The sequence below is a fragment of the Acinetobacter sp. UBA3106 genome (genome assembly GCA_002365595.1).
Taxonomy (GTDB): domain Bacteria; phylum Pseudomonadota; class Gammaproteobacteria; order Pseudomonadales; family Moraxellaceae; genus Acinetobacter.
Genome location: DFAM01000014.1, coordinates 1 through 25,170 on the forward strand (window position 1 = coordinate 1; position 25,170 = coordinate 25,170).

Sequence of the window (25,170 nt, forward strand, 5' to 3'; positions counted from 1 at the left end):
CATTTCTATTTTGGAGTTACATATGAATTTCGTATTAGTACCATTATGTTAAATGAAGTTAAATCCTACTGATTTTTGAGCTTTTTAGGCATTCCACAATGCTGACATCTTTTTCTAAATATGAGGCTAATTCCATCTATACTAGCACTTTCAGTAAAGAAACTTTTTTTTTACACCAAGGACAAATGTCTTTCGATAGGGAAATAAGCTACTAAAAAGTATAAGTAATAAGACTGTGATAATTAAAAAAAGTGTGATTACTGAAATATTAACGTTAAAGTAAGTCAAAAAATAAAAAATAAAAAAATAAGAGAATAGGAATTCCAAAGAGTATATAAATAACAAAGTACTTTTTAATCTTTAAAAGTTGTTTATATTCTTGATACATTCAATGACCTATATTTTAAAGATACTCTAAAATTAACATAATACACGTTATGCAAAATCTAAAATTTATTTTTATAAATTATTAATTTAAGTCTATTAACAGGCCTCATCTTCACCGATTGGACTTTTTTGATGATTTATCACTTTTAACGCCTAATATTTAATCATTTATATAATTGCAATGACCCAAACCACAAGCCCTCACCTTTCATTCAATTTTTAGGGTCCGGTTAAAAAATTAAGCAAATAGATTAAGTTATATAGCTTAGGCTATTTTTAATCAGTTAAATCCGCTTATACCTGAGAAAATTAGTCTTAATTTATCCAATTCACTACTGGAAATTGATGATTGTCGTGCTGAAAATCAGTGCTTTGCCAAATATCAAGCATCGGTATTTTGACATCTAAAGCCAATGGCAACTTTTTAGGATTAAACTGCATGTGCTGTAAATCTTGTCCCCATGCAATTAAGTCGACATCCAAGGAGATTTGATGCGAAGGACGCACCCGACCAGAATCTGTTTCCATTTTTTTTAATAAGGTAATGACATCATCAACTGACATTGCAGTTTTCAATAAACATGCAGCATTCCAATAATCCGCCCCCACAGCATCACGACACGGAATCACATAAATTTTAGAAAATTGCACCTCTCCCAGACGAGAGATTACATTGATAGCGTTTTGAAAATGTTGTTGTGGATGACAATTACTCGCCAGAGCTAAGGCGAATATCGTTTCGGTGGCGTTCAAGACGAATTCCTACAGAATTTGCTTGCGCGATAATGGCAGGCTTACGGATGGTAATCATAATCGATTCTACTGTAGGAAAGGTAGTAAAAAGCGCATTTAGCACAAGTTTTGCTGCATGTTCAATCAATTCCGGCTTGGCATCCTGAATGACTTTGACAGAAATCTCGCAAATTTCAGCGTAATTTAAAGTATGTTCCAGTTTGTCCGAATTGGAAGCCTGTTCCAGACTGGTCTGAATGGTCATATCCAGCATTAAAGGCTGCATGATTTGGCGTTCCCAATTGAAACATCCCACCACAGTTTCGACCTTTAAACCTTCAATGATAATTGCGTCCATATCCCCACCTAACTGAATTTGATTTTTTAATCCCTCCCAACCTCCCTTTAAAAAAGGGAGGAGCTTTGAAGTCCCTCTTTTATAAAGAGGGATTTAGGGAGATTTTCAAACTAATCACTTAGTTTTTTAACAACACATTTGGATCAAGAGTTTGCACCATTTGCAGTCTTTGGTCTGCATAAATATCGGTATATGGTGCGAGGATGCGCATAAAGCGATCGAAATACAGCATTTGCTTAAACAGCAAGGCAAAGTCACGCGGGAAGCGAATACCATGACGCTCGCCTACTGCCACCATATCCATCATGATGTCATTTAAATCTGCCGGATTGGAAGTCAACAATTCTTGAGGATCAGCTAAAAGGACACCACTGAATAGACGTTCCAAATCCGCTGCGAGGACTTGAGTATCAATTTTCTTGTCCGTCATGCCCATTTTCAGCATGTTTTCTGCCATCAAGTTGTAATCGGTTTTTTGCAGCGCGTCCATAAAGGCGATACACGCTGTCCATACTTCAGGCTTTAGCTGACCGACAATACCAAAATCAATAAAACCAACACGACCATCTTCTAGCAACATCAGGTTTCCGGCATGCAAATCTGCATGGAAACTTTTACACATCATCAAGCTACCGAACCAGGTATTCATGGCGGTAATTAATACTTGGGATGGATCTTTAGATACTTTTTTGACTACATCAAAATCAGTCAAAGGCACACCATACAAGCGCTGCATAGTCAGTACACGGCGGGTAGAATATTGATGATAAACCTTTGGGTGCAGTGGCTCTTGAGTTTTGCGTCACATTCAGATAATTGACAAAATCATCCAGGTTTTGCGCCTCTTCAATAAAATCGACTTCACGCACCATACGGGTTTTAATTTCATCGACTATATCGGCAAGTGATGCAAATTTAACTTTTGGTACCGCTTTTTCCAAAACCTTGGTGGCCCAGTGCAAGACGTTTAAGTCGGTATATAGAATGGTTTCTACACCCGGCTTTTGCACTTTAATCACTACATCTTCACCGGTTACAAGTCTAGCTGCATGCACTTGTGCAATAGAGGCCGAAGCTAAAGGCTTTTCATCAATTGAAGCAAAGATTTCATCCAGATTTCTGCCTGCAAATTCAGAAGCCAATACGCCTTGCACATAACTAAAGGGTAAAGATGGGGTTTGATCCAAACAGCCTTGAAATTCTTCCACATATTCACGTGGAAATAATGAAGGTGTGCTGGCAATAAACTGTCCGAGCTTGATATAAGTTGAACCTAAGGATTCAAAAGTTTCACGCATCAGTTTTGCGTTACTTGGTTTTTCTGTGGCGTATTTAATGCCGGCTTTTGCTGCAATAACAGCTGTTTCACCTACGCGGGCAACTGAACGCAGTCCATCTAACCAGATATTGTTTTTCATAATGTCTAAGTAGAATTAAATTGTAGTGAGTGTAGCAAAAAAATATGCGTTTGCAGGCTTATCTTGCCTGACAGATTGGGCAATCTGTATCTTTTTCGAAAGCAAGTAAACGTTGTTTCATGCTTAAACCATCCCAAAGCATCAGTTTTTGCTTGAGTGGCGTTTTGCCCAAACCCAAATATAGCAAGGCATGATGCGCTTGCAAGCTTGCCATCACATTCGGTGTTGTGGCTAATACGCCAGAATCTGCACAGCGCAGGTTTTCATTGGCATGCTGTTCTTTGGGAAATAGACATTCATAACAGGCCGACTCGCCTTCAACCATAAACATTTGTCCCTGAAAACCAATCGCGGAAGCACTGATTAAAGGTACATTAAAATTTTTACAGGTCTGATTGACGAGGTAACGTGTGGTGAAATTATCGCAGCCGTCCAACACCAGATCTTGAGCTGAAATTAATGCTTCTGCATTACTCTCATCCAGTTTTACTGTTTGAGATTCAACCCGGATATGCGGATTGATCTGCTTTAGACGCTTGGCCAGTATTTCAGATTTATAAAAGCCAATATTTTCTTCTACATAGGCTATTTGTCGCTGTAGATTACTTATTTCAATTATATCGGCATCGATTAAAGTAATTTGCCCCACACCTGCTCGAGCTAGAAGTTCAGCTGTGGTACAACCAATACCACCACAACCGACAATCAAGACATTGGCAAGTTTCAGTTTTTCCTGTGCTTCAATGTCCCAGCCATCCAGCAAAATTTGCCGGCTGTAAAGATGCATTTCTTCATCGCTTAACTCTACGTCCATATCTACATCGGTCACTTGGCAATCCCTATCGACTAATATTGTTTATTAAAGTTCAGGATGAATTATAGTTCAATATGCTAATTACATAGGATTAAATAAAAAAAGCACCCTTTCGGGTGCAAGAGCATGAAACTTTAAAAAACTAAAAAGGGTTTAACTGACTTTCTGAATTCCCTGCATGTTGGCAATTTCCTGTTGCTTGAGTAAATTACGTTGAATTTTACCACTTGTGGTTTTAGGTAAGCCTTCCACAAATTCGATTTCTTTAGGATAGGCATGTTTAGATAAACGCGAGCGTACATATTCCTGAAGTTTATGGCTTAACTCGTTTGACGCTGAAAATTGCGGTTTAAGCACCACAAAAGCTTTGACCACCTCAGTACGTTCCGGATCTGGCTTGCCAATGACGGCAGATTCCAAAACCTCAGCACATTCCAGTAAAGTGCTTTCTACGTCGAAAGGCCCTACACGATAGCCAGACGTTGTAATGACATCGTCAGCACGACCAATAAAATCTACGCCGCCAAATTCATTTAATTTCACCGTATCACCGGTTAAATAATAATGCCCGACAAATGATTTACGGTTGTTGCCACCATAACCTTTAAACCAGGTTAAAGGCGATTGAGAAAAGTCGATGGCTAAAGTGCCGATTCCACCTCTTTCCACCTCTTCATTATTTTGATTCAAGACCACAAAACGATGACCCGGGTTGGCAAAACCTGCGGAACCGACTTTCTTTTCATGTTCCAAAGCATGGTGATTGGCAATCACCATCCCCAGTTCAGTCTGACCATATTGATCATAAATATTGACATTCAGGTCATGATTAAACCAGTGAATCACTTCTGGAGTTAATGGCTCGCCAGCACTACTGACGGCACGTAAATGTTCTTTAATGGATGGATCAAATTTTTCCTTGAATCCGAAAAACATGCGAAATGCCGTTGGTGAACCGGTCAAGTTACTGACTTTATATTTTTTAATAATCTGCACGGCGTTATCTACACTAAACGCACGTTCATCCATAATAATGCTATGACCCAGACTTAAAGGTCCGGTAATGCCATAATACAAGCCATAAGCCCAACCGGGATCGGCCAGATTCCAGAAAGAATCCTCTTCACGCAAATCCACAGCATGGGTCATATAACCCTTAAATGCCAATACTGCTTTTAAAGGCACAGGTACTGATTTTGCCAAGCCTGTAGTTCCTGAGGTAAACATCATCAGGAAATCATCTTCGAAAGTCTGCATTACCGGTTCAAAAGATTCTAACTGCCCAGCCAGTTCTGTCCAGAAATCGGCATCTGCATGGCTTGAAGCATCGCGTGGATGTACGCTTAGAATATGCGGTACAGTGACACCGTTCAGTTTTGTTCGTTGTTCTGCATTGGTCACAATCAATTGGGTTTTGGCGGTATTGATGCGGTGTTCAATGGCTTTGGATTCAAAGGCTGTAAACAAGGGCTGGTAAATTGCGCCCATGCGCCAGGTGGCTAAAATAGTAATCAGCAATTCAGGCGTACGCGGCAATAAACCGGCAATGCAATCACCTGACTTTAAGCCAATTGAGCTAAAATAATTTGCCAGTTTTCCAGACGCTTCTGCCAGCTGTTCAAATTTCCATTCGGCAGATTCGCCATTTTTGCCTTCCCAGATTAAGGCTGTTTTATTTAAACCGAGATAACGCTCGCAGCATTCAACATAGGCATTGACTGAGTCTGCGGTACCTACCAGTTGTTCTGCTAGAAAATCATCAAAATTAAACTCTTGATATGCCTGTTCTAATGTCTTCATGACCACAACCTCTCATCCGTTATTTTATTGAACAAAGCTCCTGCTTTGTTGATCTATTTTGCTTATTGTTCTCATTCCTAAAATGCCAAAACGCATTCAGCATTTTTAATCTTTTAACTTCACTATTCACCTAGATAAACATGCTTAATGTCATCCTGCAATTTCCGAATCCATCAAAAAATGTGCAGGATTTGAGCACCGACTAAAGTCTAAAATTTAACCGTTTTAAATTTTAGTCACCTCGCGTGCAATGACCAGACGCTGAATGTCCGAAGCCCCTTCATAGATCTGGCTAACGCGTACATCACGGTAAATACGCTCTACTGGAAAATCAGACACATAGCCATAACCGCCATGAATCTGAATGGCATCAGAGCACACTCGCTCTGCCATGGTGGAGGCAAACAGTTTCGCCATAGAAGCTTCTTTCAAACAAGGCAGCCCTGCATCTTTTAAGGTGGCAGCATGGAAAATCAGTTGTCGTGCAGCTTCAATCTGGGTCGCCATATCCGCCAAACGGAATGCCACAGCTTGATGCTGTACGATCTCTACTCCAAAAGCTTTACGCTCATTGGCATATTCCACCGCAGCATCCAGTGCAGCACGCGCCATGCCTACGGATTGTGCGGCAATCCCGATTCTGCCGGATTCAAGGTTGGATAATGCAATCTTGTAGCCTTCTCCTTCATTGCCAAGTAAGTTTTCAGCAGGAATACGGCAATTTTCAAAAATAATAGTCGCGGTATCTGAACAGTGTTGACCCATTTTCTCTTCAAGACGCGAAACGATATAACCTTCTGTATCGGTAGGCACAAGGAAACAGGAAATACCTTTTTTTCCTGCGGCTTTATCGGTCACTGCAAAGACAATTGCCACTTGGGCATGTTTACCGGTAGTGATGAATTGTTTGGTGCCATTGAGTACCCAAAAATCTCCATCACGCTCTGCTTTACATTCCAGTGCACCGGCATCTGATCCGGCTTGCGGTTCGGTGAGACAGAAACATCCAAGCCATTCGCCTGTCGCCAGTTTAGTTAAATACTTTTGTTTTTGTTCTTCTGTACCGTAACGCTGGGTAATGCCACAAGGGAGCGAATTTTGCACACTGACGATGGTCGAAATTGCGCCGTCACCTGCTGCAATCTCCTCTAAGGCAAGCACCAGCGAAACATAGTCCAGCCCCGCACCGCCCCATTGTTCGGATACGGTCATGCCCAAACCGCCCAGCTCACCCAGTTCTTTCAGTTCTTGTGCAGGAAATTGTGCAGTTTTATCACGTTCTGCGGCAGTAGGTTTTAACCTGTTTTGCGAATAATCCCGCAACATATCCTGAACCATCTTTTGTTCATCATTTAAAATCATTGAATGTCCTTTTTCTTTCAATTTATAAATTTTGCTTTGAATATTAGATAACTTGTGTAAGTCAAAAAATATTCAATATTGGATTTTTAAAAATCAGCACTGCCTCATTTGATTGATTCAGTTTTTTTGCCTTTGCGTAGGCAGTATTTCTACTTTTGAAAGGTCAAAAGTAGACAAAAACCTTTTGTTTCCCATACACGACATCCTGAGCCAGTTTTAAGCACTGCTTTAAAATGCAGCGCAAGGGATGGGAAACATGTGGCATCCATGCCACACTCATGACTCCAATACTTGCTCAAATCTATTTTTAATTTTGGCTTCAAGAATAACTTGTAGTAGTTAAAAAATGATTTAGGAAAAAGAGCTACTGAAATGTTAATAGGTCGTTGCTATCGCGTAGGGCGACATGGAGGTCGCCTGCGAAACTGAGATACAGGGATGTATCTTCAGTTTCGCAAAGGCTTTTTGTTTCTTTTGATCCTTCAAAAGAAAATGAATGCTTACGCAGAGCCTTTAAACTCAACTGTCAATTTGCAGCTGTAGAGGTCTTTATTAGTAGAAAAAACTAATTTACTTCGGCTGCATACGAATCGCGCCATCCAAACGAATCACTTCACCATTCAAATACGTATTTTCAAAAATATGACCAACTAAATGCGCAAACTCTTCCGGCTTCGCCAAACGCGGTGGAAACGGTACCATCTGCCCCAACGCATCCTGAACATTTTGCGGCATGGCTTTTAACATTGGTGTTTCCATAATGCCTGGCGCAATGGTCATCACACGAATGGCTTCACGTGCCAACTCACGTGCCAAAGGCAAAGTCATAGACACTACAGCACCTTTTGATGCGGCATACGCAGCCTGTCCAAGTTGTCCCTCAAATGCAGCCACTGACGCGGTATTCACAATTACACCACGCTCTTCTTCGCCCGCTTGTAATTGATATTTCGCCATCAAACTTGCTGCAAAACGGATCATGTTAAAGGTGCCACTGACATTAATATTCAGTACTTTCTGGAACATGCCCAAATCATGAATACCATCACGACCCAGCACTTTGGCTGAAGGTGCAATCCCGGCACAGTTCACCAGACCATTTAACTGACCATACTGCTGCTCAATATTTTCAAAGAAAACCTTGACTGCATGTTCATCGGTCACATCCAATTTGACAAAAACAGAGTGTTCACCCAAACGCTGCTGCATTTCCTGACCCAGCTCCTGGTTCATATCGACCATGATGACTTTTGCACCTTGCCCAACCAGATAAGTAGCTGTGGCTGCACCCAAACCTGATGCACCACCTGTCACCACAAACACTTTTCCTTGAATTTTCATCTTCTATTCCTGTTAATTTTTTGAATGAACACTCGACTTAAGATGCAGAGTAAATGCACTCAAGCTAGAGTACAATTTCCAAATATTGCATCCTTTATGATGGATTTGGCCAATCCAAGTCACGGCAGTAAAAATACGGAATACGGATATCTGTAAATGAATGAACAAGACCTAAATTACAGTAAAGGCACAATTTCAATCAGTCTGGTGCATGAAGCATTGCTGTCTGCGCAGCATCAGGGATTGAACACTCAGAACATCTTGGTCAAATCCGGTATTCAGACTGAGCTGATGCAATCCAGTAAAGCCCGTGTTTCTGTATCGCAATATGCACAGCTTTGGACTGAACTGGCCGATGTCATGAATGACGAATTTTTTGGTATGGACAGTCACCCCATGCGCCGCGGCAGTTTTAAGCTTTTATCCAAGTCTGTCATACACGCAGAAACCTTAGAAAAAGCCCTGCAACAGATTTTGCAATTTTTAAATTTGATTCTGGATGATTTTGTTAGCCAATTATTTGTTCAGGAAAACTATGCTTATATCGTAATTTATGAGCAAAAACAGACCAAAAGAATGTTCAGCTATGCCACCTATTTAATGCTGATTCATGGTTTGATGTGCTGGTTAAGCGGACAAAGAGTTTTACTGAATCAGATTCAGCTCAAGTGTGATGCACCACTGGATGATCAAGACTATAAAGTCCGTTTTTGTGAAAATATTCAATACAATAGCAATGAAAACTACATCCAGTTCGATGCCAATTATTTAAATATTCAGATTAAACAGGATAAACAATCCTGGCATCAGTTTATTCAACAAACCCCGCACAATCTTTTAGTCCGTTTTAAAAATCCGCATGCCATTAGTTCTCAAATCCGTAAACATTTAATGAATGTTCCACCTGCCGAATGGCTTGAACTCAATGAAATTGCCCAGCGTTTAAATATGTCTGATGCCACGATGCAACGACGTTTAAAAAGCGAAGGCGTCAGTTATCAGCAGCTGAAAAATGATATCCGACGTGATACAGCCATTGAATTTCTGACTAAAACTGAAAAAACCTTGCAGGAAATTAGCGATGAATTAAGTTTTCACGATCCAAGTGCATTTCATCGTGCTTTCAAGAAATGGACGGGTGTCAGCCCAGGTGCTTATCGCCAAAACAAGGATCTATAAATTAATCTAATTAATAAAATAGAGTTTCTTTTCTCATGATTTAATAATTCTTTGCTTTTCATGAGTTTAAAAAATTGATCTATTTTTCGTCGGAATCTAATTGCAAAAAGTGACAAAATAGATTACTTTTCAATCAATTTAAAGGTATATCTTTATGCCTCTCTGCTGTAATTCCTCCCCGTGTAATCACCTTAAATTAAAGGTTCTGACATGCTTAAGATGATTGATGTACTAGAGCAAAGCTTGGTGCAAAATTTTACTCATTCTCTTCATTCTCATACCAGTCAATTTGATGAGTTATTCAATCAAGGTATTTTGAATACTTCTGATTCAGCACTTCAAAATGTGGTGGTGAACTTCTTCAACCGTGCAGATGCCATTGAAGCAGCAAAAGCACTAGATATTAGCGCTGAGGGTATTCAAGCCCTGCAAAGCGGCATTGCCTTAAAAGATGATCAATATCTTGCAGATACAGCGAAAATTGTAGCACTTGGTCTGGCACTTGAAACAGATGTGCTCACTCAATTAGAAATTTCTGATTGTCTGCAAGATTTCCCTGTATAAAGTTAAAATAAATTAAAAAGCGGCTTCATTCAGCCGCTTTTTTTGGCTCAATTTGACCTATTTGTATACACATTTATACGGTATTTTTATTCATTTTCTTAAAACATGGCATTAACTCAAAGCTCTAGTTTTTGATCGATTTGTGTCGAATCAATCAAGCTATTCTGAGTCACTTTTAGGGCATCAATCAATAGCTTTCCAATGTTTCCTTCCAATATAAAGATAAAAGATATCGAGAACAAATCACTTTACCTTTAAATAATCTTTAATTGAACATAGTCTTCTATTTAAATATTGTATTTCGATTCGAGTGATAGACTGTATTTTATCTAACTAAAAGTATATTTTATGTAATTACAATGAAATTTCATTGTATGTTATTAATGTAAACCAACCCTATTTTAATTTTATTCATTGCAATTTATCTTTTTGATATAAAGCATAAAATTCAATAAAATAAAAATTAATTTAATAAAATTCAGGTAGTTAAAATATAAAATTCAACATATGCAAAATTAAGATAATTTTATAAAAATTACTGTTTTCTCTTTTCCTCATAATAACTGGCAATATCAGCTCCCATACAAAATTAGACAATTTTATGGGGTTTATATGTACTCTTTCACTTTTAAAACTAAAATATTATTTACCGCAGTTACACTCGGTTTGGCCAGTCAATACAGTTTTGCAACTATTCCCGATACCCTTAAACTGGATTATGCGTACTACGCTCCTACCAGCCTGGTGGTTAAGGAACAGAAACTTTTAGAAAAAGCATTGCCTAAAACAGAAATTAAATGGGTCTTTAGTCAAGGCAGCAACCGTTCTCTTGAATATCTGAATAGTGGCAGTGTCGATTTCTCATCTACCGCAGGTTTGGCCGCTGCACTTAGTCGTGCCAATGGTAGTCCGATTAAAACTATTTATATTCAGAGTCAGCCGGAATGGACGGCTTTAGTGGTCTCCAAAAATTCTCCAATTAAAACGATAAAAGATTTAAAAGGTAAAAAGATTGCAGCAACCAAAGGCACCGACCCTTTCCTTTTCACTTTACAGGCACTTGAAACTGCTGGCTTAAATAAAAAAGATGTTCAACTTGTGCACTTGCAGCATCCGGATGGTAAAACAACGCTTGAACGCGGACAGGTTGATGCCTGGGCAGGCTTGGATCCGTTAATGGCTTCGGCGCAGGTACAGTCGGGAGCAAAACTACTGTATAGAAATGTCGGTTTTAACAGCTACAGCGTACTCAGTGTAAAAGAACAATTTGCCAATCAAAGTCCTGAAGCGATTGAAGCTGTGGTTAAAGCTTACGAACAGGCACGAAAATGGGCCAAAGCCAATCCATCTAAATTGGCTGAATTGCTGGCGCGAGAATCTAAATTGCCTGTTCCTGTGGCTAAACTTCAGCTCAGCCGAACCAATTTTGATCAAAACATTCCAACAGCCAAACACATTAATGCATTAAAAAAATCCGGCAGCATTTTGACGGAGGAAGAACTGGTACGCAGTGGTACCAATGTCAATCAGGTGATTGATCAACTGTTTGATGCCAAATATGCACAAAAGATTGTAGGCAAATAATGAGTTTTCCTGTAGCAAGCAAAAAGGCTTCTGTGCCGAGCACAGAAGTCAAACAGAACCCTTTTTCCCGCCGGTTGAAATTCATAAGCAAGCTGAAAGGACTGGTTATTCCTGTATTGCTGCTGGTTCTGTGTGAAATTCTGGTTAAGAAAGGATTGATCGAGGCTTATCTGCTTCCCGCACCTAGCAGCTTATGGCAATCTTTATTGGAATTGTCTGCGGGTGATTTATGGCTGCATATCTGGACCAGTACCTGGCGCGTATTTTTAGGTTTCTTTATTGGTAGCGGACTTGCGCTGGTTTTTGCGATTTTTGTGGGTTTAAACAAGCAAGCTGAAGAATTCCTGGAACCTTCTTTTTCAGCCATTAAATCTATTCCCAGTCTGGCCTGGATTCCTCTGTTACTGCTGTGGTTAGGTATTGATGAAGCCTCTAAAATCACCCTGATTGCCATTGGTGCATTTTTTCCAACCTATACCAATACCGTTTCAGCTATTCACGGCGTAGACCGCAAACTGATTGAAGTCGCGCAAGTTTATCGCTTGAAATATTTTCAACAGATTAAAGACATTACTCTTCCTGCCGCATCACCCGGTATCTTAACCGGTTTGCGTAATAGCCTGAGTTTATCCTGGATGTTTATGATTGCTGCTGAACTAATTGCCGCAACTCAAGGCATTGGCTATTTACTCAGTGATGGACGGGAAACGTCCCGACCTGACATTGTCATTATTGCGATTATTCTATTGGCGATTTTAGGAAAAATTAGCGATAACCTAATGAAAATTGTTGAAAACTGGCTGTTACGCTGGCGGGATGTGGTCAAAAAATAAAGCGCATCATGCGCTTTATTTTTTTATCTTTTTTAAGATTAATGTGGCCACCGACCTAAAGTCACACGGTCATTGCCGCCATAATCTTTCACAGTTCTGACTTCTTTATACCCTGCCTGGATAAAGATATGGCGCACAGCATCACCCTGATCATAACCATGCTCAAGTACAACCCAGCCATTCACAGTTAAATGCTTTTTACCCTGCTGGATAATGTGCTCAAGATCGGCAAGACCATGTTTATCTGCCACCAAAGCACGCTCCGGTTCTGTAGCCAAATCCTGCATATGGACATCATCTGCATCGATATACGGCGGATTAGACACAATGACATCGAAGAATTCACGTCCCAAAGGCTTAAACCAAGAACCACACAGGAAACGGACCTGTTCAAGATCATGCTTTTCAGCATTAAATTGTGCTACTTCTAAAGTCGGTTCATAAATATCTGTGGCAGTAACCGACCAATCCGGACGTTCAGAAGCAAGCGATAAGGCTACTGCACCGGTTCCAGTGCCTAAATCGACAATTCGGGCATCTTCAGGCAAGTCTAACTTAAGTACAGTTTCAACCAGAACTTCAGTATCTGGACGCGGCACCAAAGTATCTGGAGTCACTTTTAAATCCAGTGTCCAGAATGGCTGTGAACCAGTGACATAAGCCAAAGGTTCACCTGCTGCAATACGTGCCAGACCACTACGATATGCCTGCTCTTGTTCTGCTGTTAATTGCAGATCTTTTTTCATTGGCAAATCAAAAGCATCAATTTTGGTAATGTGCTCAAGTAACCATGCATTTTCCTGGCGTTCATAGCTTTCTGCATCACCACGTAAGGCCAAGGCCTGTGCAATATTCATTAGCCACCATTCTGCTGTGCAAGAAGTGCCAACTGATCTGCCTGATATTCACGGTGCAAACTGTCAAGCAATTCGGTCAAATCACCTTCCATTACGGCATCTAATTTATATAAAGTTAAATTGATACGGTGATCGGTCATACGACCTTGCGGATAGTTATAAGTACGGATACGCTCCGAACGGTCACCAGAACCCACCAGGTCACGGCGCATTTCTGAAGTCGCTGCATCAGCTGCGGCACGTTTGGCATTTTCCAGACGTGAAACCAAAAGTGCCATCGCTTTGGCTTTGTTCTTATGCTGTGAACGTTCATCCTGACATTCAACCACTGTACCGGTTGGAATATGGGTAATACGCACTGCCGAATCGGTTTTGTTAATGTGCTGACCACCTGCACCGGATGCACGATAAGTATCAATACGCAAATCTGCCGGGTTAATGTCTACCGAAGTATCCACATCCACTTCAGGCAAAATGGCAACCGTACATGCTGAAGTATGCACACGACCCTGCGATTCGGTTGCAGGTACACGTTGTACACGGTGCGCGCCACTTTCAAATTTCAGGCGACCGTACACCCCTTCACCATTAATCAGGCAGATGACTTCTTTATAACCGCCGTGTTCACCTTCATTTTCAGACAGGATTTCCAGACGCCAGCCCTGCGTTTCAGCATATTTGCTATACATACGGAATAAATCGCCCGAGAAGATCGCAGCTTCATCACCACCGGTTCCGGCACGAATTTCCAGATAGGCAGAGTTGGCATCGTTTGGATCTTTCGGAATCATCAAGATATTGAGGTCTGCTTCCAGTTGTTCCAGCAGCGCCTTATTGTCTTTGATTTCTTCCTGAGCCATTTCCTTAAAGTCAGGATCGCTCAACATGGCTTCAGCAGTTTCTATATCTTCTTCGGCTTGACGGAATTTAGTCCAGACCCCAGTGATTTCGGATAGGTCACTATGTTCACGTGACAATTGACGGAAGCGTTTGTTATCTGAAATCACTTCAACGTCGGCAAGCAATGCGTTTAATTCTTCGTGACGGTCAGAAAGTTGATCTAATCGTAAACGTAACGATTCTTTCATTTTGCTCAATATCTCAATACAAAGGCTATCTCCATGCCTTATAGGACATAGATCAGCGCAAAAAAATTGTGCCTAGTGTAACGATTCTAAGGGTGAAATGACATAGATATTGTGGGGACAAAAGCTCATATCAAAAGTGATTGTTTCAAGATGAACGCTCAATCTATGCTAGTTTTATTCATATTTCCCGAGTAAATGCATATTTTACGAGCAATATTCAACATTGTTAAAGAAACTTTACAAAGCAGACACTAAACACCACAACTCTAGTTGATCCTCTCCACATTGTTGGAAAAAATTTTTGTTACATTTGCCGGCATTGAAAGAACTTACTTACAACGTTCAGGTTTTGAACACGGAGTTAACTATGAAACTTAATGCATTATTATTAAGCGCAACAATGGCGACTGCATCAATGTTTACTGTTTCTGCTCATGCAGACAACTCTACTCGTATTGCTGCAACATCAGCATTAGGTAGCGTAGCAGGTACTGCGATTGGTAAACAAATGGGTGGTAATACCGGTGCAATGATCGGTTCTGCTCTTGGTGGTGCTGGTGGTGCTGCGGTTTCTGCTGATCGACGCAACCGTACTGGTGCTGCAATCGGTGGCGGTTTAGGGGGTGTGGGTGGTTATACTGTCGGTAAAAGTGTAGGTGGTTCAACTGGTGGCTATATCGGTTCAGCGCTAGGTGCTGCTGGTGGTTCGGTTCTGGGTAAAAAAGTATCAGAAGACCGTCGTGCTGACCAACGTAAATACAAAAAACACTCTAAAAAATACTATCGCAGCCATCGTTAATACACGATCTGTGAACACAACAAAAAAGTACCTTCGGGTGCTTTTTTCTTTTATTGCCCTTATTGCCTGTTAATTATGGATAAATTTGGCAGATAAAAATACAAACCCTTAACAACCCATTCATCTTCAATGCCAGACTTTCTTTTATTCTTATCTCAATAGATAACAAAAGCGTCCAACTGGAGTTTACCATGAAATTTAATTCAATTTTATTTGCTACAGTAATTGCAACTTCTGCTATTGCGACTACAACAACTAATGCAGGCAATACGACTAATGTTGCTTTAACTTCTGCGCTTGGTAGTGTAGTCGGCACAGCGATTGGTAAAAACATGGGTGGCAATACCGGTGCCATGATTGGTTCTGCCATTGGTGGTGCTGGCGGTGCGGCTGTTTCAGCAAACAAACGCGACCGTACTGGCGCTGCAATCGGTGGCGGTTTAGGTGGTGTCGGTGGTTATACTGTAGGTAAAAGCATGGGTGGTTCAACCGGTGGTTATATCGGTTCTGCTTTAGGTGCTGCAGGTGGTTCGGTACTGGGTAAAAAGGTATCAGAAGACCGTCGTTATGATGATCGCACAGACCGCCGCTATAATAGCTATAACAACCGTCGTTACAATCGTCGTTAATACTCAGATTTTTAAAAGCACCTTCGGGTGCTTTTTTTGATTTTTATTATGTTGTTTCGGGCAAATTATGAACAAATATGGAAGATAAAAAATACAAATGATCAACAACTCATCCATTTTCATTTCTAAATCTTTGCTTACATTTAACTCAAGAAATAACAAAAGCTTCCTAAAGGAGTTTGTCATGAAATTTAATTCTATCATTCTTGCTGCTGTAGTGACTTCATCTGTTCTCACTATGACTACAGCCAATGCAGGCAATACAACAAATACAGCCTTAACTTCTGCCCTGGGTGGCGTGGTCGGTGCCGCAGTCGGTAAACAAATGGGTGGTACGACTGGTGCAATGATTGGTTCTGCCATTGGTGGCGGTGCTGGTGCTGGAGTTGCTGCCAACAAACGTGACCGTACTGGTGCGGTAATTGGCGGAGCTTTGGGTGGTGCTGGCGGTTATACCGTAGGTAAAAATATGGGTGGTACCAACGGTGGTTATATTGGCGCGGGCTTAGGTTCTGCCGGTGGCGCAATCTTGGGTAAAAAAGTAAGCGAAGACCGTCGTTATGATGATCGATATGACCGTGATGAGCGTCGCTATAATGACCGTTATGACCGTCGTTATAATAGCTACCGTTACAATGACCGTCACGACAATGGCCGTCATTTAGGCTGGAACAAGCGTCGTTAATTCTAAAGATTCAATTTAAAGCACCTTCGGGTGTTTTTTTTATTTAAGTGGCCTAATTACTTAATTCATACTCAGAATGGCAATATATCGAAAAAAAACGATATACAAGTTCAAGCAGGCAGCGTATGCTTTTCTTAGCCCTGATCTTAGAGAAAACAAATGCGCTCATTAAAAGACACCCAATTTTCAATTCTTGAACTTGTACCCGTCCGTGATGATAAAAGCATTCAATTTTCATTACATCATGCTTTAGCACTGGCGCAAAAAGCCGAACAATTGGGCTACACACGTTTGTGGCTGGCAGAACATCACAATATGGATGGAATCGCCAGCTCGGCAACTGCCGTGTTACTGGGTTATATTCTTGCCAATACCGAAACTTTAAAGGTAGGTTCCGGCGGTATTATGTTACCAAACCACGCTCCTTTGGTGGTTGCAGAGCAATTTGGTACTTTGGCAACCCTTTACCCAAATCGTGTTGAACTTGGTTTGGGACGTGCTCCAGGTACAGACCAGGTGACCATGCGTGCCTTACGCCGTGGTCGTCAAGAGACCGAAGACCAGTTTCCACAAGATGTGCTGGAAATACTGCAATATTTTAAAGAACCTGTTCCGCATCAACGTATTGTGGCAACTCCAGGCCAAAACACCCATGTTCCAGTCTGGTTGCTGGGTTCAAGTTTGTTCAGTGCGCAACTAGCTGCAAAATTAGGACTTCCCTATTCATTTGCCTCACATTTTGCGCCGCGTATGTTGGGTCAAGCGATTCAGCTATATCGTGAGAACTTTGAACCGTCTGAATATCTGGAACGTCCTTATATTTCCATGGGTGTTCCTACTGTAGTGGCTGAGATCGATGAAGAAGCTGAATATTTAGCCACCAGTGCCTATCAGCGTGTACTGGGTTTAATGCGTGGACAAAGCTTAAAACTTAAAGCCCCGGTAAAAACCATGGAAGGTTTGTGGTCACCAGCGGAAAAAATGTCGGTGGATAACTTCTATGCACTGGCCCAAATTGGTTCACCTCAAACAGTCAAAGCCGGATTAGAAAAGCTGTTAGAAAAATACGAGGTTGATGAGTTTATTTTTACCTGTGACATCTATGACACGGATAAACGTATTCAGAACTTTGAATTGTTAATGAATATCAAAAATTCTTGATCGTTTAAAAATTTCAGATAGCACCTTTTTAGGTGCTATTTTTTATATTAAACCGCAATAATTTTGTTATTTTCCATCCATGTCTCAGATCAGCCTGGATAACGTTTACGATCTGTTTAGCTTAGGCATAATAAATATATAAAAAACAATCAAATACAAAAATGAAAAATAAAATGAATCAATACCTTAATAAGCCTAGCTCTTGCCGCGTAAAAGAATATCCGTGATTTAGACTATTTGCGGATGCATCCCAGCCACCCACATACCAAACTATTCATCTACAGAAGTGCCCAGTCCACAACAGGAAGATGGAAAAATTAACTGACATCAAAGCCATTATATTTCATCGTATCCTTCCACATCCTTAAACAACTTTATACATTTTAAAGATAAAACCTGGCCCCTAATGACAAGTCTTTATTTTTATATATCAAATAGTTAAATAAATTATTCCAATAAATCAGCACACTAAATCATTGATAAAAATGTTCAGTCTAGTTTAAGCACTTAGGCAAATTACATTGCCCGGCTTTTTCATACACTTGTAATTAAATAATGATTTTACAGGTATACAGGATGGCTTCAATCGACTTGGAAAAAATGCTGGATAAGGTCAAAAATACCCAATGGACTTTATCTGATATTGACTGGACTGCCCCAGGAAAAGAGCTGATCACGGCTGAACAATGGCCAAATCTCAAAGAATTTATGGCTGATTTAATGTGGATTGAGCATGTGGGTGCACGTGCTTTTGCCGCGATGTCAAAAAAAGCGCCCAATCCGGTGCTGGCGGAAATGTATGCCATCTTTCATGCAGAAGAACAGCGCCATGCCAATGCAGAAATGGCATTAATGAAACGCTGGAATATGCTGGAAGATGACATTCCCAAACCCAATAAAAATCTGCGCCTGATTATTAAATGGTTAGATCGTTATGCAGATGACATGCCCTTCTATATTTTAGGTGCGGTCATTCCAATGCTGGAAGTTGCCCTGGATGGTGCTTTATGTACTTTTTTGCTCGACAGCGTCGATGATCCTGTTTGTCATCAGGCATTTAAACTGATCAATGGCGATGAAGCACGTCACCTTGGGGTAGGTTTTAGTGTGATGGAAGCCCAAGGCTATAACAAAAGCTTTATTCAACTTGCTCAGATGGCTGCCAGAGCCATAGACCCACGCATAATGCTCGGTATTTTGGCTTATTTACCGCTAATTAATAAAATGCGTGACAATGTTATAAAATTGGGCCTTGCAGAAGAAAAACTCTATGCTGCAATGAACAAATTTTCTAGAATTGGTGGCCGAACTGCAGCGGGACGTCGTAATCCCTGGTATCAGATTATCCAGTTTCATGCTTACAAAGTGGTCGATCGCAAGCAAAAATGGTTCCATATTCCGGTCGATATCATGGTAAGGATGACTGACAAGATTCCAGAAAAATCTTTACCCAAAGTTCCATCTTGGATATACCAGTTAACTGCAGAACCAACTGCAACGAAGTAAAAATAAGAAAGGATATAAAAATGGTTAACAAGAAAAAGAATCCGCTGGATGGGTTCTTTCAAAATTCATCCGATTTTTTCCAGAAATTCCAGGGAAAAATTGTTGCTGCTGAAGATATTAAAAACTTTGATTTTACAGATTTAAATGTAGCTGTTGTGGGGGGCAACCAAATGACAGTCATGCATCTGGAGCACATCTGCAATACTGCAAAATTTGTAAAAGTCTTTCAAAATATGCCGCTTTTCATTTTGCCGCAAACTGAAAGAGGCATTCACAAACTGCTTTCACATCCTTTAATTATCAAGAATCGTCGTTTATTTAATAACCGCATCAAATCGTTATTGGCTATTCGCTATCTGGAATCCCAGGTTCAGGATACCTGGTTAAAACGCCAGCTTATGCCCAATTCGGCAGCTGGCAATAAGATATTTCTCAAATCGGATAGTTATTACACTGCACTACAACGGGATAACTGCAAGCTGATTACCTGGCCTGTGGTAAAAATTACTGAAAATGCGATCCAAAGCATGGAAGGTGTTGAACATATTATAGATGTAATTATTACGACCTATTAATCGCTTTAACAGTAAAAAAGAGGGTCATGCTATTTCTGTTCCAGAGTTTAATTAAAGCAGATTTTGGAGACACGCAGTGTCTCCCTCCTTACGCTGCCTTTTAAAGCAGTATTTAAAACTGGCTCAAGATGTTGTGTATAAATAACCAAGGCTTTTCTTAGGGATTCAAAATATATTTTAAGATCCTCATTTTGGCCTCTTAAAAGCAAGAGATCGCCTATATAAATGAGATTTGATTTTATTGAAAACTGCGGCAGTAAATGCTTCTAACGACTATAAGATGATTTTAAATCTTCGAATAGGCAAAGAGTCGAAACATATCAAAGCTATTTAATTAACGAAACCTTACGAGCCTATGCTATGAGCCATGAGACAGTAATGTCTCTTTTTTATATATTATTTTACCGTACCGATATATTGATAATGATCTTTAGTCTTTTGATAACGCAAATAATTTTGGGTTAATTCACCAGATGGTCTGATGACTAAAATATCTATATGGTTAAGTTCTTTGGACATACGAATATAGTGCCGGTTCATATTAAAAGGCTCTATATTTTGGGGATAATAATTACAGTCATAATCAACATTAATATGGTTCATGGTTTGAGTTCTGGTTTTAAACACATTAATAGCTTTATATTTTGCATTCTTGATGTGTGCTGCCTGTAAAGCATAAGCCCCAACACAGCTACTGCCGACATAAGTACTGGAAATGAGATAAACCGTTTGCTGGTTCAACTGCGTTTGCTGAACAGATCGGATAAATCCCCCATCCTTCACTGCCTGAGTAACTACTTTTTTGCCCTGTTTAAATTGCACATAGGACTCAAATTCCCGCATTGTGCCGCCTGCAGAGACATCAAATGTATAAAATTTAAGCTTTCGATCAGGGCTATAATAGATAGAAATCATGTTTTTACTGGTTAGATTTTTAAAATTATAGTCAAAACTTTGCGGATGACTCTCAATAAAATCGGCTATTTTTAAAGCTGCCTGTTGATTAATTCCATCACTTTCATAACGGTCTGTTAAACGGCTTTGATCATATTGTTTGAGTATTTGGGTTTCAAAATCCTGCACAGATTCTGCGAAAACCGGAATATTTATCAGACTGGCCACAGCCAAACAAAGCGCTATTTTTCTTGTTTTTAATACTTTATTCATATAAATACTCTCTTTATTTTCGATGATAAAAAAAGGAGTTAAACTTTGATTTAACTCCTTTTTTAAATTACCCAATACGACGTTTTAAACCTGTCATCTGTAAAATCCGAGTTGAAATTTCTTCAATCGACATTTCAGAAACGTTCAGATATTTAATCCCTTCTGAAATATAAATACCTTCTACTGCACGCAGTTCCATCTGGCATTGACTGAAACTTGCATAACGGCTATTGGCTTTACGCTCGGTACGAATCGCTACAAGTCGCTCTGCATCAATCATTAAGCCAAATAGCTTATTTTTGTGTGCTCTTAATACCGCCGGTAAACGGTTGTCATCCAGGTCTTCTTCGGTCAGTGGATAATTTGCCACACGAATTCCAAACTGTAATGACAGGTAAATTGAGGTTGGGGTTTTACCAGAACGGGAAACCCCGATCAGGATTAAATCAGCCTTGTCATAATGTCGTGTACGAGCGCCGTCATCGTTATCCAGGGCAAAATGCACTGCATCTATACGTGCTTTATAAGACTCAGAGTCGGTTACAGCATGGGTTTGTCCGACTAAAGTTGTAGGCGCAGTACCTAAAACCTCAGACAACTTACCAATAAGCCCTTCAAAAACATCAAGATTTACCGCATTTGCAGTATTGATAATATCACGCGCATAAGGGTCTACCAGGGTATCAAACACCAAAGGTTGTTGCCCGTCCAGATCGGCACGCTGGTTAATTTCAGCTACAACATTCATTGCAGCCTCTTCTGAAGTAATATAAGGAATAATATGAATGTCAAAATCTACATGAGGAAACTGTGCTAACAGTGAGTGTCCAAGGGTTTCAGCAGTAATTGCAGTACCATCAGAGATAAAAAAAACACTGCGCTTAATCTGTTTACCTTCTGACATTAAAATTCTCCTTAAATATTTGTCTAAGTGCTGTAAAATCTTTATAGTAAACCGATCTTACATGACTGTCGCCGAGTAAATCAAAAAGCCAGGCGATTTGTTATAATTTCATGCCAAGATAGTGATTAATACTGCAAAAGTGGAGTAACAACTTTGGAAGCGCGCGTAATTGGTCTAGAAAAATTAGGGAAACACGACGTTGAGCTCGTTGGTGGGAAAAACTCATCACTGGGTGAAATGATCAGCCACTTATCTAATGCTGGTGTATCAGTCCCGGGTGGCTTTGCAACCACAGCGGCTGCGTATCGTGAATTTCTCGAGCAAAGCGGCCTAAACGCTAAAATCAACGCAGAGTTATCAACTTTAAATGTTGATGACGTTAATGCGCTTGCAGTAAGTGGCGCCAAAATTCGCCAATGGATTGTCGATACTCCGCTTACGGCAGAACTGGAAAAAGAAGTTCGCACCGCTTTTGCAGAATTATCTAACGGCAACCCTGATATCGCGGTTGCCGTTCGTTCATCTGCAACTGCAGAAGATTTACCAGACGCTTCTTTTGCGGGACAACAAGAAACTTTCTTGAATATCCGTGGCATCGAAAACGTTCTGATCGCGATTAAGGAAGTCTTTGCTTCTCTTTATAACGACCGCGCAATCTCTTACCGTGTACACCAAAACTTTGCACATGATGTTGTTGCTCTTTCTGCTGGCGTACAACGTATGGTTCGCTCAGAAACTGGCGCTGCGGGTGTAATGTTTACCCTAGATACAGAATCTGGTTTCCGTGATGTGGTGTTTATTACTGCATCTTATGGTTTGGGTGAAATGGTCGTTCAAGGTGCAGTAAACCCTGACGAATTCTACCTGTCTAAACCATTATTAAATGCAGGAAAACATTCTATCCTGCGCCGTAATCTTGGCTCTAAACACCAAAAAATGATTTATGGCGAAGAAGCTTCTGCAGGTAAATCTGTTGTTGTGGTAGATGTTGAAAAACAAGATCGCCAACAATTCGCGTTAAATGATCACGAACTGCAAGAACTTGCTAAACAGGCATTAATCATTGAAAACCATTATGGTTCTCCAATGGACATCGAATGGGCGAAAGATGGCGACGACGGCCAAATCTATATCGTTCAAGCACGTCCTGAAACTGTAAAAAGCCGTGAAAATGTCGGCACAATGGAACGTTACCTGCTTAAACAAAAAGGTACTGTGGTGTGTGAGGGCCGTTCAATTGGTCAACGTATCGGTTCTGGTAAAGTTCGTATCGTTTCTTCAATCAAAGAAATGGACAAGGTACAAGACGGTGACGTACTTGTATCTGATATGACTGACCCGGATTGGGAACCAGTGATGAAACGTGCTGCTGCGATTGTCACTAACCGTGGTGGTCGTACGTGTCACGCTGCAATCATTGCACGTGAATTAGGTGTACCTGCAATTGTAGGTTGTGGTAATGCCACTGAAGTACTTGTTGATGGTCAAGAAGTAACTGTTTCTTGTGCTGAAGGTGATACAGGCTTCATTTACGAAGGTGCTTTGGATTTCGAAATTCAACGCAACTCTATCGAATCTATGCCAAAACTTCCGTTCAAAATCATGATGAACGTGGGTAACCCTGACCGCGCATTTGACTTCGCTCAAATTCCGAACGAAGGTATTGGTCTTGCACGTTTAGAATTCATCATCAACCGTATGATTGGTGTACATCCTAAAGCATTGTTGAATATTGATAGCCTTCCACGCGAAACTCGTGCAGCTGTTATGGCGCGTACTGCGGGTTACTCTTCTCCAATCGAATTCTATGTAGAAAAACTGGTTGAAGGTATCTCTACCCTAGCTGCTGCTTTTGCTGACAAACCGGTGATTGTTCGTATGTCTGACTTCAAGTCAAACGAATACGCGAACTTGATTGGCGGTAAATTGTACGAGCCAGAAGAAGAAAACCCAATGCTAGGTTTCCGTGGCGCGAGCCGTTATGTTTCTGATAACTTCCGTGACTGCTTTGAACTTGAATGCCGTGCATTGAAGAAAGCACGTGACGAGATGGGCTTAACCAACATTCAGATCATGATTCCTTTCGTACGTACTGTAGCTGAAGCGAAACGTGTGATTGAACTGTTGGCTCAAAATGGTCTTAAACGCGGTGAAAATGGCCTTAAAGTAATCATGATGTGTGAATTGCCAACTAACGCGTTGTTAGCTGAACAATTCCTTGAACACTTCGATGGTTTCTCTATCGGTTCTAACGACTTGACTCAGTTAACCCTAGGTCTAGACCGTGACTCTGGTATTGTTTCTCACCTGTTTGATGAACGTGATCCAGCGGTTAAAGCACTTCTTTCTATGGCCATCCATGCATGTCGTAAAGCTGGCAAATACGTAGGTATTTGTGGTCAAGGTCCTTCTGATCACCCTGATCTTGCACAATGGCTGATGGAACAAGGTATTGAATCTGTTTCTTTAAACCCAGACTCGGTTTTAGACACTTGGTTCTTCCTTGCTGAAGAAAAAGCTCAACAAGCTTAAGAAACTATGTTAAAAAAAGACCCACATTTGGGTCTTTTTTTTCATCTATAATTTAAGGGTTTGCTCTACAAACCTAATTTACGTTTTGAGATTTAATATTTATGCAAATTTACTTGGCTCGTAATAATCAACAAGCTGGTCCATACACCTTAGAGCAGTTAAATCAAATGCTCGCTAGCCAGCAAGTGCTGCTTACAGATTTGGCTTGGCATCAAGGCATGACCGAATGGAGAGCTTTAGGTGAATTAACCCAAGGTAAACTTGTATATCAACCTGAAGGTTATACAGCTCCTGCCCCTTTCCCTGAGCAAACACCTTTGCAAAATTCTACTATTCGTAAAATTCAAGTTGAAAAAAGAGCCGTATCCAATAATGAACTCGCTTCAATTAGCACCCGGATCCTGGCAAAAATTATCGATTTACTGCTTTGGTTACCCGCCGCAGCGATTCCCTCTTTTTTTCTAAAACCGGATCAATTTAACCAGTTATCTGAGATTCAGCAAAAGATGCAATCGGCGGACAGTGCAACTCAGGCCACGCAGTTACAACAGCAATTGTTTACTCTAATTCCGGCTGAAGCATGGCAAGCGATGTGTGTATACATCATCATTATGCTTGGAATTCAGGCATTTATGTTAGCAAAATCAGGGCAAAGTATCGGTAAAAAATTGACTAAAATTAAAATTGTAGATGCCGACAGTGGTGAAAAACCCAGTCTGATGCGTGTTTTCACTTTACGCAGCTTTATTTTTATTGTTTTAAATTTGCTATTTATGCCATTTATTACAATTCTTGATCATGTATTCGCAATTGGCGAAAAACGCCAAACCCTGCATGATAAATTAGCGAAAACCAAAGTGGTCAAACAGTAACCATACAATTCAACAGGGATTGT

Annotated in this window: 22 protein-coding genes and 1 pseudogene; 12 read left to right on the plus strand and 11 right to left on the minus strand. The window is 40.5% G+C overall.

Annotated elements, in window-relative coordinates; genetic code table 11:
* Positions 1-702: 702 nt before the first annotated feature.
* From B4C48_RS06520 to B4C48_RS06550, 7 genes and pseudogenes are all read right to left on the minus strand, one after another.
* On the minus strand, positions 703-1,140 hold the full coding sequence (locus tag B4C48_RS06520) for a 2-amino-4-hydroxy-6-hydroxymethyldihydropteridine diphosphokinase (RefSeq protein WP_291354805.1): 438 nt from the start codon (positions 1,138-1,140) through the stop codon (positions 703-705).
* The gene (folB, locus tag B4C48_RS06525) at positions 1,097-1,477 is read right to left on the minus strand and encodes a dihydroneopterin aldolase (protein WP_291354806.1); all 381 of its coding nucleotides are present in this window, start codon (positions 1,475-1,477) and stop codon (positions 1,097-1,099) included. The genes B4C48_RS06520 and folB overlap by 44 nt, the downstream gene beginning before the upstream one ends.
* A gap of 118 nt (positions 1,478-1,595) precedes the next feature.
* Positions 1,596-2,895: pseudogene (locus B4C48_RS06530) on the minus strand (ABC1 kinase family protein).
* Positions 2,896-2,953: 58 nt separating this feature from the next.
* Positions 2,954-3,709 carry a HesA/MoeB/ThiF family protein gene (locus B4C48_RS06535; protein WP_291354843.1) on the minus strand — a complete coding sequence of 252 codons (756 nt, stop codon included), beginning with the start codon at positions 3,707-3,709 and terminating at the stop codon, positions 2,954-2,956.
* A 153-nt stretch (positions 3,710-3,862) separates the two neighbouring features.
* Positions 3,863-5,509 carry an AMP-binding protein gene (locus B4C48_RS06540; RefSeq protein WP_291354807.1) on the minus strand — a complete coding sequence of 549 codons (1,647 nt, stop codon included), beginning with the start codon at positions 5,507-5,509 and terminating at the stop codon, positions 3,863-3,865.
* A gap of 225 nt (positions 5,510-5,734) precedes the next feature.
* Positions 5,735-6,871 (minus strand): acyl-CoA dehydrogenase family protein, encoded by a 1,137-nt coding sequence (locus B4C48_RS06545; protein WP_291354808.1) that lies wholly within the window; start codon positions 6,869-6,871, stop codon positions 5,735-5,737.
* Positions 6,872-7,441: 570 nt separating this feature from the next.
* The gene (locus B4C48_RS06550; protein WP_291354809.1) at positions 7,442-8,212 is read right to left on the minus strand and encodes a 3-hydroxyacyl-CoA dehydrogenase; all 771 of its coding nucleotides are present in this window, start codon (positions 8,210-8,212) and stop codon (positions 7,442-7,444) included.
* Positions 8,213-8,368: 156 nt separating this feature from the next.
* Between B4C48_RS06550 and B4C48_RS06555 the strand changes: the two genes are divergently transcribed.
* From B4C48_RS06555 to B4C48_RS06570, 4 genes are all read left to right on the plus strand, one after another.
* Positions 8,369-9,391 (plus strand): AraC family transcriptional regulator, encoded by a 1,023-nt coding sequence (locus tag B4C48_RS06555; RefSeq protein ID WP_291354810.1) that lies wholly within the window; start codon positions 8,369-8,371, stop codon positions 9,389-9,391.
* A gap of 210 nt (positions 9,392-9,601) precedes the next feature.
* Positions 9,602-9,955, plus strand: coding sequence for a hypothetical protein (locus B4C48_RS06560; RefSeq protein WP_291354811.1), 354 nt, complete (start codon positions 9,602-9,604; stop codon positions 9,953-9,955).
* A gap of 612 nt (positions 9,956-10,567) precedes the next feature.
* Positions 10,568-11,539 (plus strand): aliphatic sulfonate ABC transporter substrate-binding protein, encoded by a 972-nt coding sequence (locus tag B4C48_RS06565; RefSeq protein ID WP_291354812.1) that lies wholly within the window; start codon positions 10,568-10,570, stop codon positions 11,537-11,539.
* A complete protein-coding gene (locus B4C48_RS06570; protein WP_291354813.1) occupies positions 11,539-12,372 on the plus strand; it encodes an ABC transporter permease in 834 nt (277 codons plus the stop codon). The genes B4C48_RS06565 and B4C48_RS06570 overlap by 1 nt, the downstream gene beginning before the upstream one ends.
* A gap of 38 nt (positions 12,373-12,410) precedes the next feature.
* Here the strand turns inward: B4C48_RS06570 and prmC are convergent, their stop codons facing one another.
* Together prmC and prfA are read right to left on the minus strand one after the other, a co-directional pair.
* Complete coding sequence (prmC, locus tag B4C48_RS06575; RefSeq protein ID WP_291354814.1) at positions 12,411-13,229, minus strand: peptide chain release factor N(5)-glutamine methyltransferase; 819 nt, start codon at positions 13,227-13,229, stop codon at positions 12,411-12,413.
* A complete protein-coding gene (prfA, locus tag B4C48_RS06580) occupies positions 13,229-14,317 on the minus strand; it encodes a peptide chain release factor 1 (RefSeq protein ID WP_291354815.1) in 1,089 nt (362 codons plus the stop codon). The genes prmC and prfA overlap by 1 nt, the downstream gene beginning before the upstream one ends.
* A gap of 367 nt (positions 14,318-14,684) precedes the next feature.
* Here prfA and B4C48_RS06585 point away from each other — a divergent pair, with 367 nt between their 5' ends.
* The 6 genes from B4C48_RS06585 to B4C48_RS06610 all read left to right on the plus strand — a co-directional run bounded on the left by B4C48_RS06585 (position 14,685) and on the right by B4C48_RS06610 (position 19,672).
* A complete protein-coding gene (locus B4C48_RS06585; protein WP_291354816.1) occupies positions 14,685-15,116 on the plus strand; it encodes a glycine zipper domain-containing protein in 432 nt (143 codons plus the stop codon).
* Positions 15,117-15,307: 191 nt separating this feature from the next.
* Positions 15,308-15,745: a hypothetical protein gene (locus tag B4C48_RS06590; RefSeq protein ID WP_291354817.1), complete on the plus strand. Its 438-nt coding sequence runs from the start codon at positions 15,308-15,310 to the stop codon at positions 15,743-15,745.
* Positions 15,746-15,929: 184 nt separating this feature from the next.
* Complete coding sequence (locus B4C48_RS06595; protein ID WP_291354818.1) at positions 15,930-16,430, plus strand: hypothetical protein; 501 nt, start codon at positions 15,930-15,932, stop codon at positions 16,428-16,430.
* Between the two features lie 159 nt (positions 16,431-16,589).
* Positions 16,590-17,591 (plus strand): LLM class flavin-dependent oxidoreductase, encoded by a 1,002-nt coding sequence (locus B4C48_RS06600; protein WP_291354819.1) that lies wholly within the window; start codon positions 16,590-16,592, stop codon positions 17,589-17,591.
* A gap of 576 nt (positions 17,592-18,167) precedes the next feature.
* Positions 18,168-19,097: a ferritin-like domain-containing protein gene (locus tag B4C48_RS06605; protein ID WP_291354820.1), complete on the plus strand. Its 930-nt coding sequence runs from the start codon at positions 18,168-18,170 to the stop codon at positions 19,095-19,097.
* 20 nt (positions 19,098-19,117) lie between these two features.
* Positions 19,118-19,672, plus strand: a complete 555-nt coding sequence (locus tag B4C48_RS06610) for a flavoprotein (protein WP_291354844.1) — start codon at positions 19,118-19,120, stop codon at positions 19,670-19,672.
* Between the two features lie 396 nt (positions 19,673-20,068).
* Here the strand turns inward: B4C48_RS06610 and B4C48_RS06615 are convergent, their stop codons facing one another.
* Complete coding sequence (locus tag B4C48_RS06615; RefSeq protein ID WP_291354821.1) at positions 20,069-20,914, minus strand: hypothetical protein; 846 nt, start codon at positions 20,912-20,914, stop codon at positions 20,069-20,071.
* Positions 20,907-21,743, minus strand: a complete 837-nt coding sequence (ppsR, locus tag B4C48_RS06620; protein WP_291354822.1) for a posphoenolpyruvate synthetase regulatory kinase/phosphorylase PpsR — start codon at positions 21,741-21,743, stop codon at positions 20,907-20,909. The genes B4C48_RS06615 and ppsR overlap by 8 nt, the downstream gene beginning before the upstream one ends.
* Before the next feature lie 153 nt (positions 21,744-21,896).
* Here ppsR and ppsA point away from each other — a divergent pair, with 153 nt between their 5' ends.
* Together ppsA and B4C48_RS06630 are read left to right on the plus strand one after the other, a co-directional pair.
* Positions 21,897-24,275, plus strand: coding sequence for a phosphoenolpyruvate synthase (gene ppsA / locus B4C48_RS06625; RefSeq protein WP_291354823.1), 2,379 nt, complete (start codon positions 21,897-21,899; stop codon positions 24,273-24,275).
* Positions 24,276-24,376: 101 nt separating this feature from the next.
* Positions 24,377-25,147, plus strand: a complete 771-nt coding sequence (locus B4C48_RS06630) for an RDD family protein (protein WP_291354824.1) — start codon at positions 24,377-24,379, stop codon at positions 25,145-25,147.
* The last annotated feature ends 23 nt before the right edge of the window (positions 25,148-25,170 follow it).

Bases quoted from the DNA above. Each gene is read 5' to 3' on its own strand.
- folB (WP_291354806.1), bottom strand. From the start codon at position 1,477: ATGGACGCAATTATCATTGAAGGTTTAAAGGTCGAAACTGTGGTGGGA.
- B4C48_RS06535 (WP_291354843.1), bottom strand. From the start codon at position 3,709: ATGGACGTAGAGTTAAGCGATGAAGAAATGCATCTTTACAGCCGGCAA.
- B4C48_RS06540 (WP_291354807.1), bottom strand. From the start codon at position 5,509: ATGAAGACATTAGAACAGGCATATCAAGAGTTTAATTTTGATGATTTT.
- B4C48_RS06545 (WP_291354808.1), bottom strand. From the start codon at position 6,871: ATGATTTTAAATGATGAACAAAAGATGGTTCAGGATATGTTGCGGGAT.
- B4C48_RS06550 (WP_291354809.1), bottom strand. From the start codon at position 8,212: ATGAAAATTCAAGGAAAAGTGTTTGTGGTGACAGGTGGTGCATCAGGT.
- B4C48_RS06555 (WP_291354810.1), top strand. From the start codon at position 8,369: ATGAATGAACAAGACCTAAATTACAGTAAAGGCACAATTTCAATCAGT.
- B4C48_RS06560 (WP_291354811.1), top strand. From the start codon at position 9,602: ATGCTTAAGATGATTGATGTACTAGAGCAAAGCTTGGTGCAAAATTTT.
- B4C48_RS06565 (WP_291354812.1), top strand. From the start codon at position 10,568: ATGTACTCTTTCACTTTTAAAACTAAAATATTATTTACCGCAGTTACA.
- B4C48_RS06570 (WP_291354813.1), top strand. From the start codon at position 11,539: ATGAGTTTTCCTGTAGCAAGCAAAAAGGCTTCTGTGCCGAGCACAGAA.
- prmC (WP_291354814.1), bottom strand. From the start codon at position 13,229: ATGAATATTGCACAGGCCTTGGCCTTACGTGGTGATGCAGAAAGCTAT.
- prfA (WP_291354815.1), bottom strand. From the start codon at position 14,317: ATGAAAGAATCGTTACGTTTACGATTAGATCAACTTTCTGACCGTCAC.
- B4C48_RS06585 (WP_291354816.1), top strand. From the start codon at position 14,685: ATGAAACTTAATGCATTATTATTAAGCGCAACAATGGCGACTGCATCA.
- B4C48_RS06590 (WP_291354817.1), top strand. From the start codon at position 15,308: ATGAAATTTAATTCAATTTTATTTGCTACAGTAATTGCAACTTCTGCT.
- B4C48_RS06595 (WP_291354818.1), top strand. From the start codon at position 15,930: ATGAAATTTAATTCTATCATTCTTGCTGCTGTAGTGACTTCATCTGTT.
- B4C48_RS06600 (WP_291354819.1), top strand. From the start codon at position 16,590: ATGCGCTCATTAAAAGACACCCAATTTTCAATTCTTGAACTTGTACCC.
- B4C48_RS06605 (WP_291354820.1), top strand. From the start codon at position 18,168: ATGGCTTCAATCGACTTGGAAAAAATGCTGGATAAGGTCAAAAATACC.
- B4C48_RS06610 (WP_291354844.1), top strand. From the start codon at position 19,118: ATGGTTAACAAGAAAAAGAATCCGCTGGATGGGTTCTTTCAAAATTCA.
- ppsR (WP_291354822.1), bottom strand. From the start codon at position 21,743: ATGTCAGAAGGTAAACAGATTAAGCGCAGTGTTTTTTTTATCTCTGAT.
- B4C48_RS06630 (WP_291354824.1), top strand. From the start codon at position 24,377: ATGCAAATTTACTTGGCTCGTAATAATCAACAAGCTGGTCCATACACC.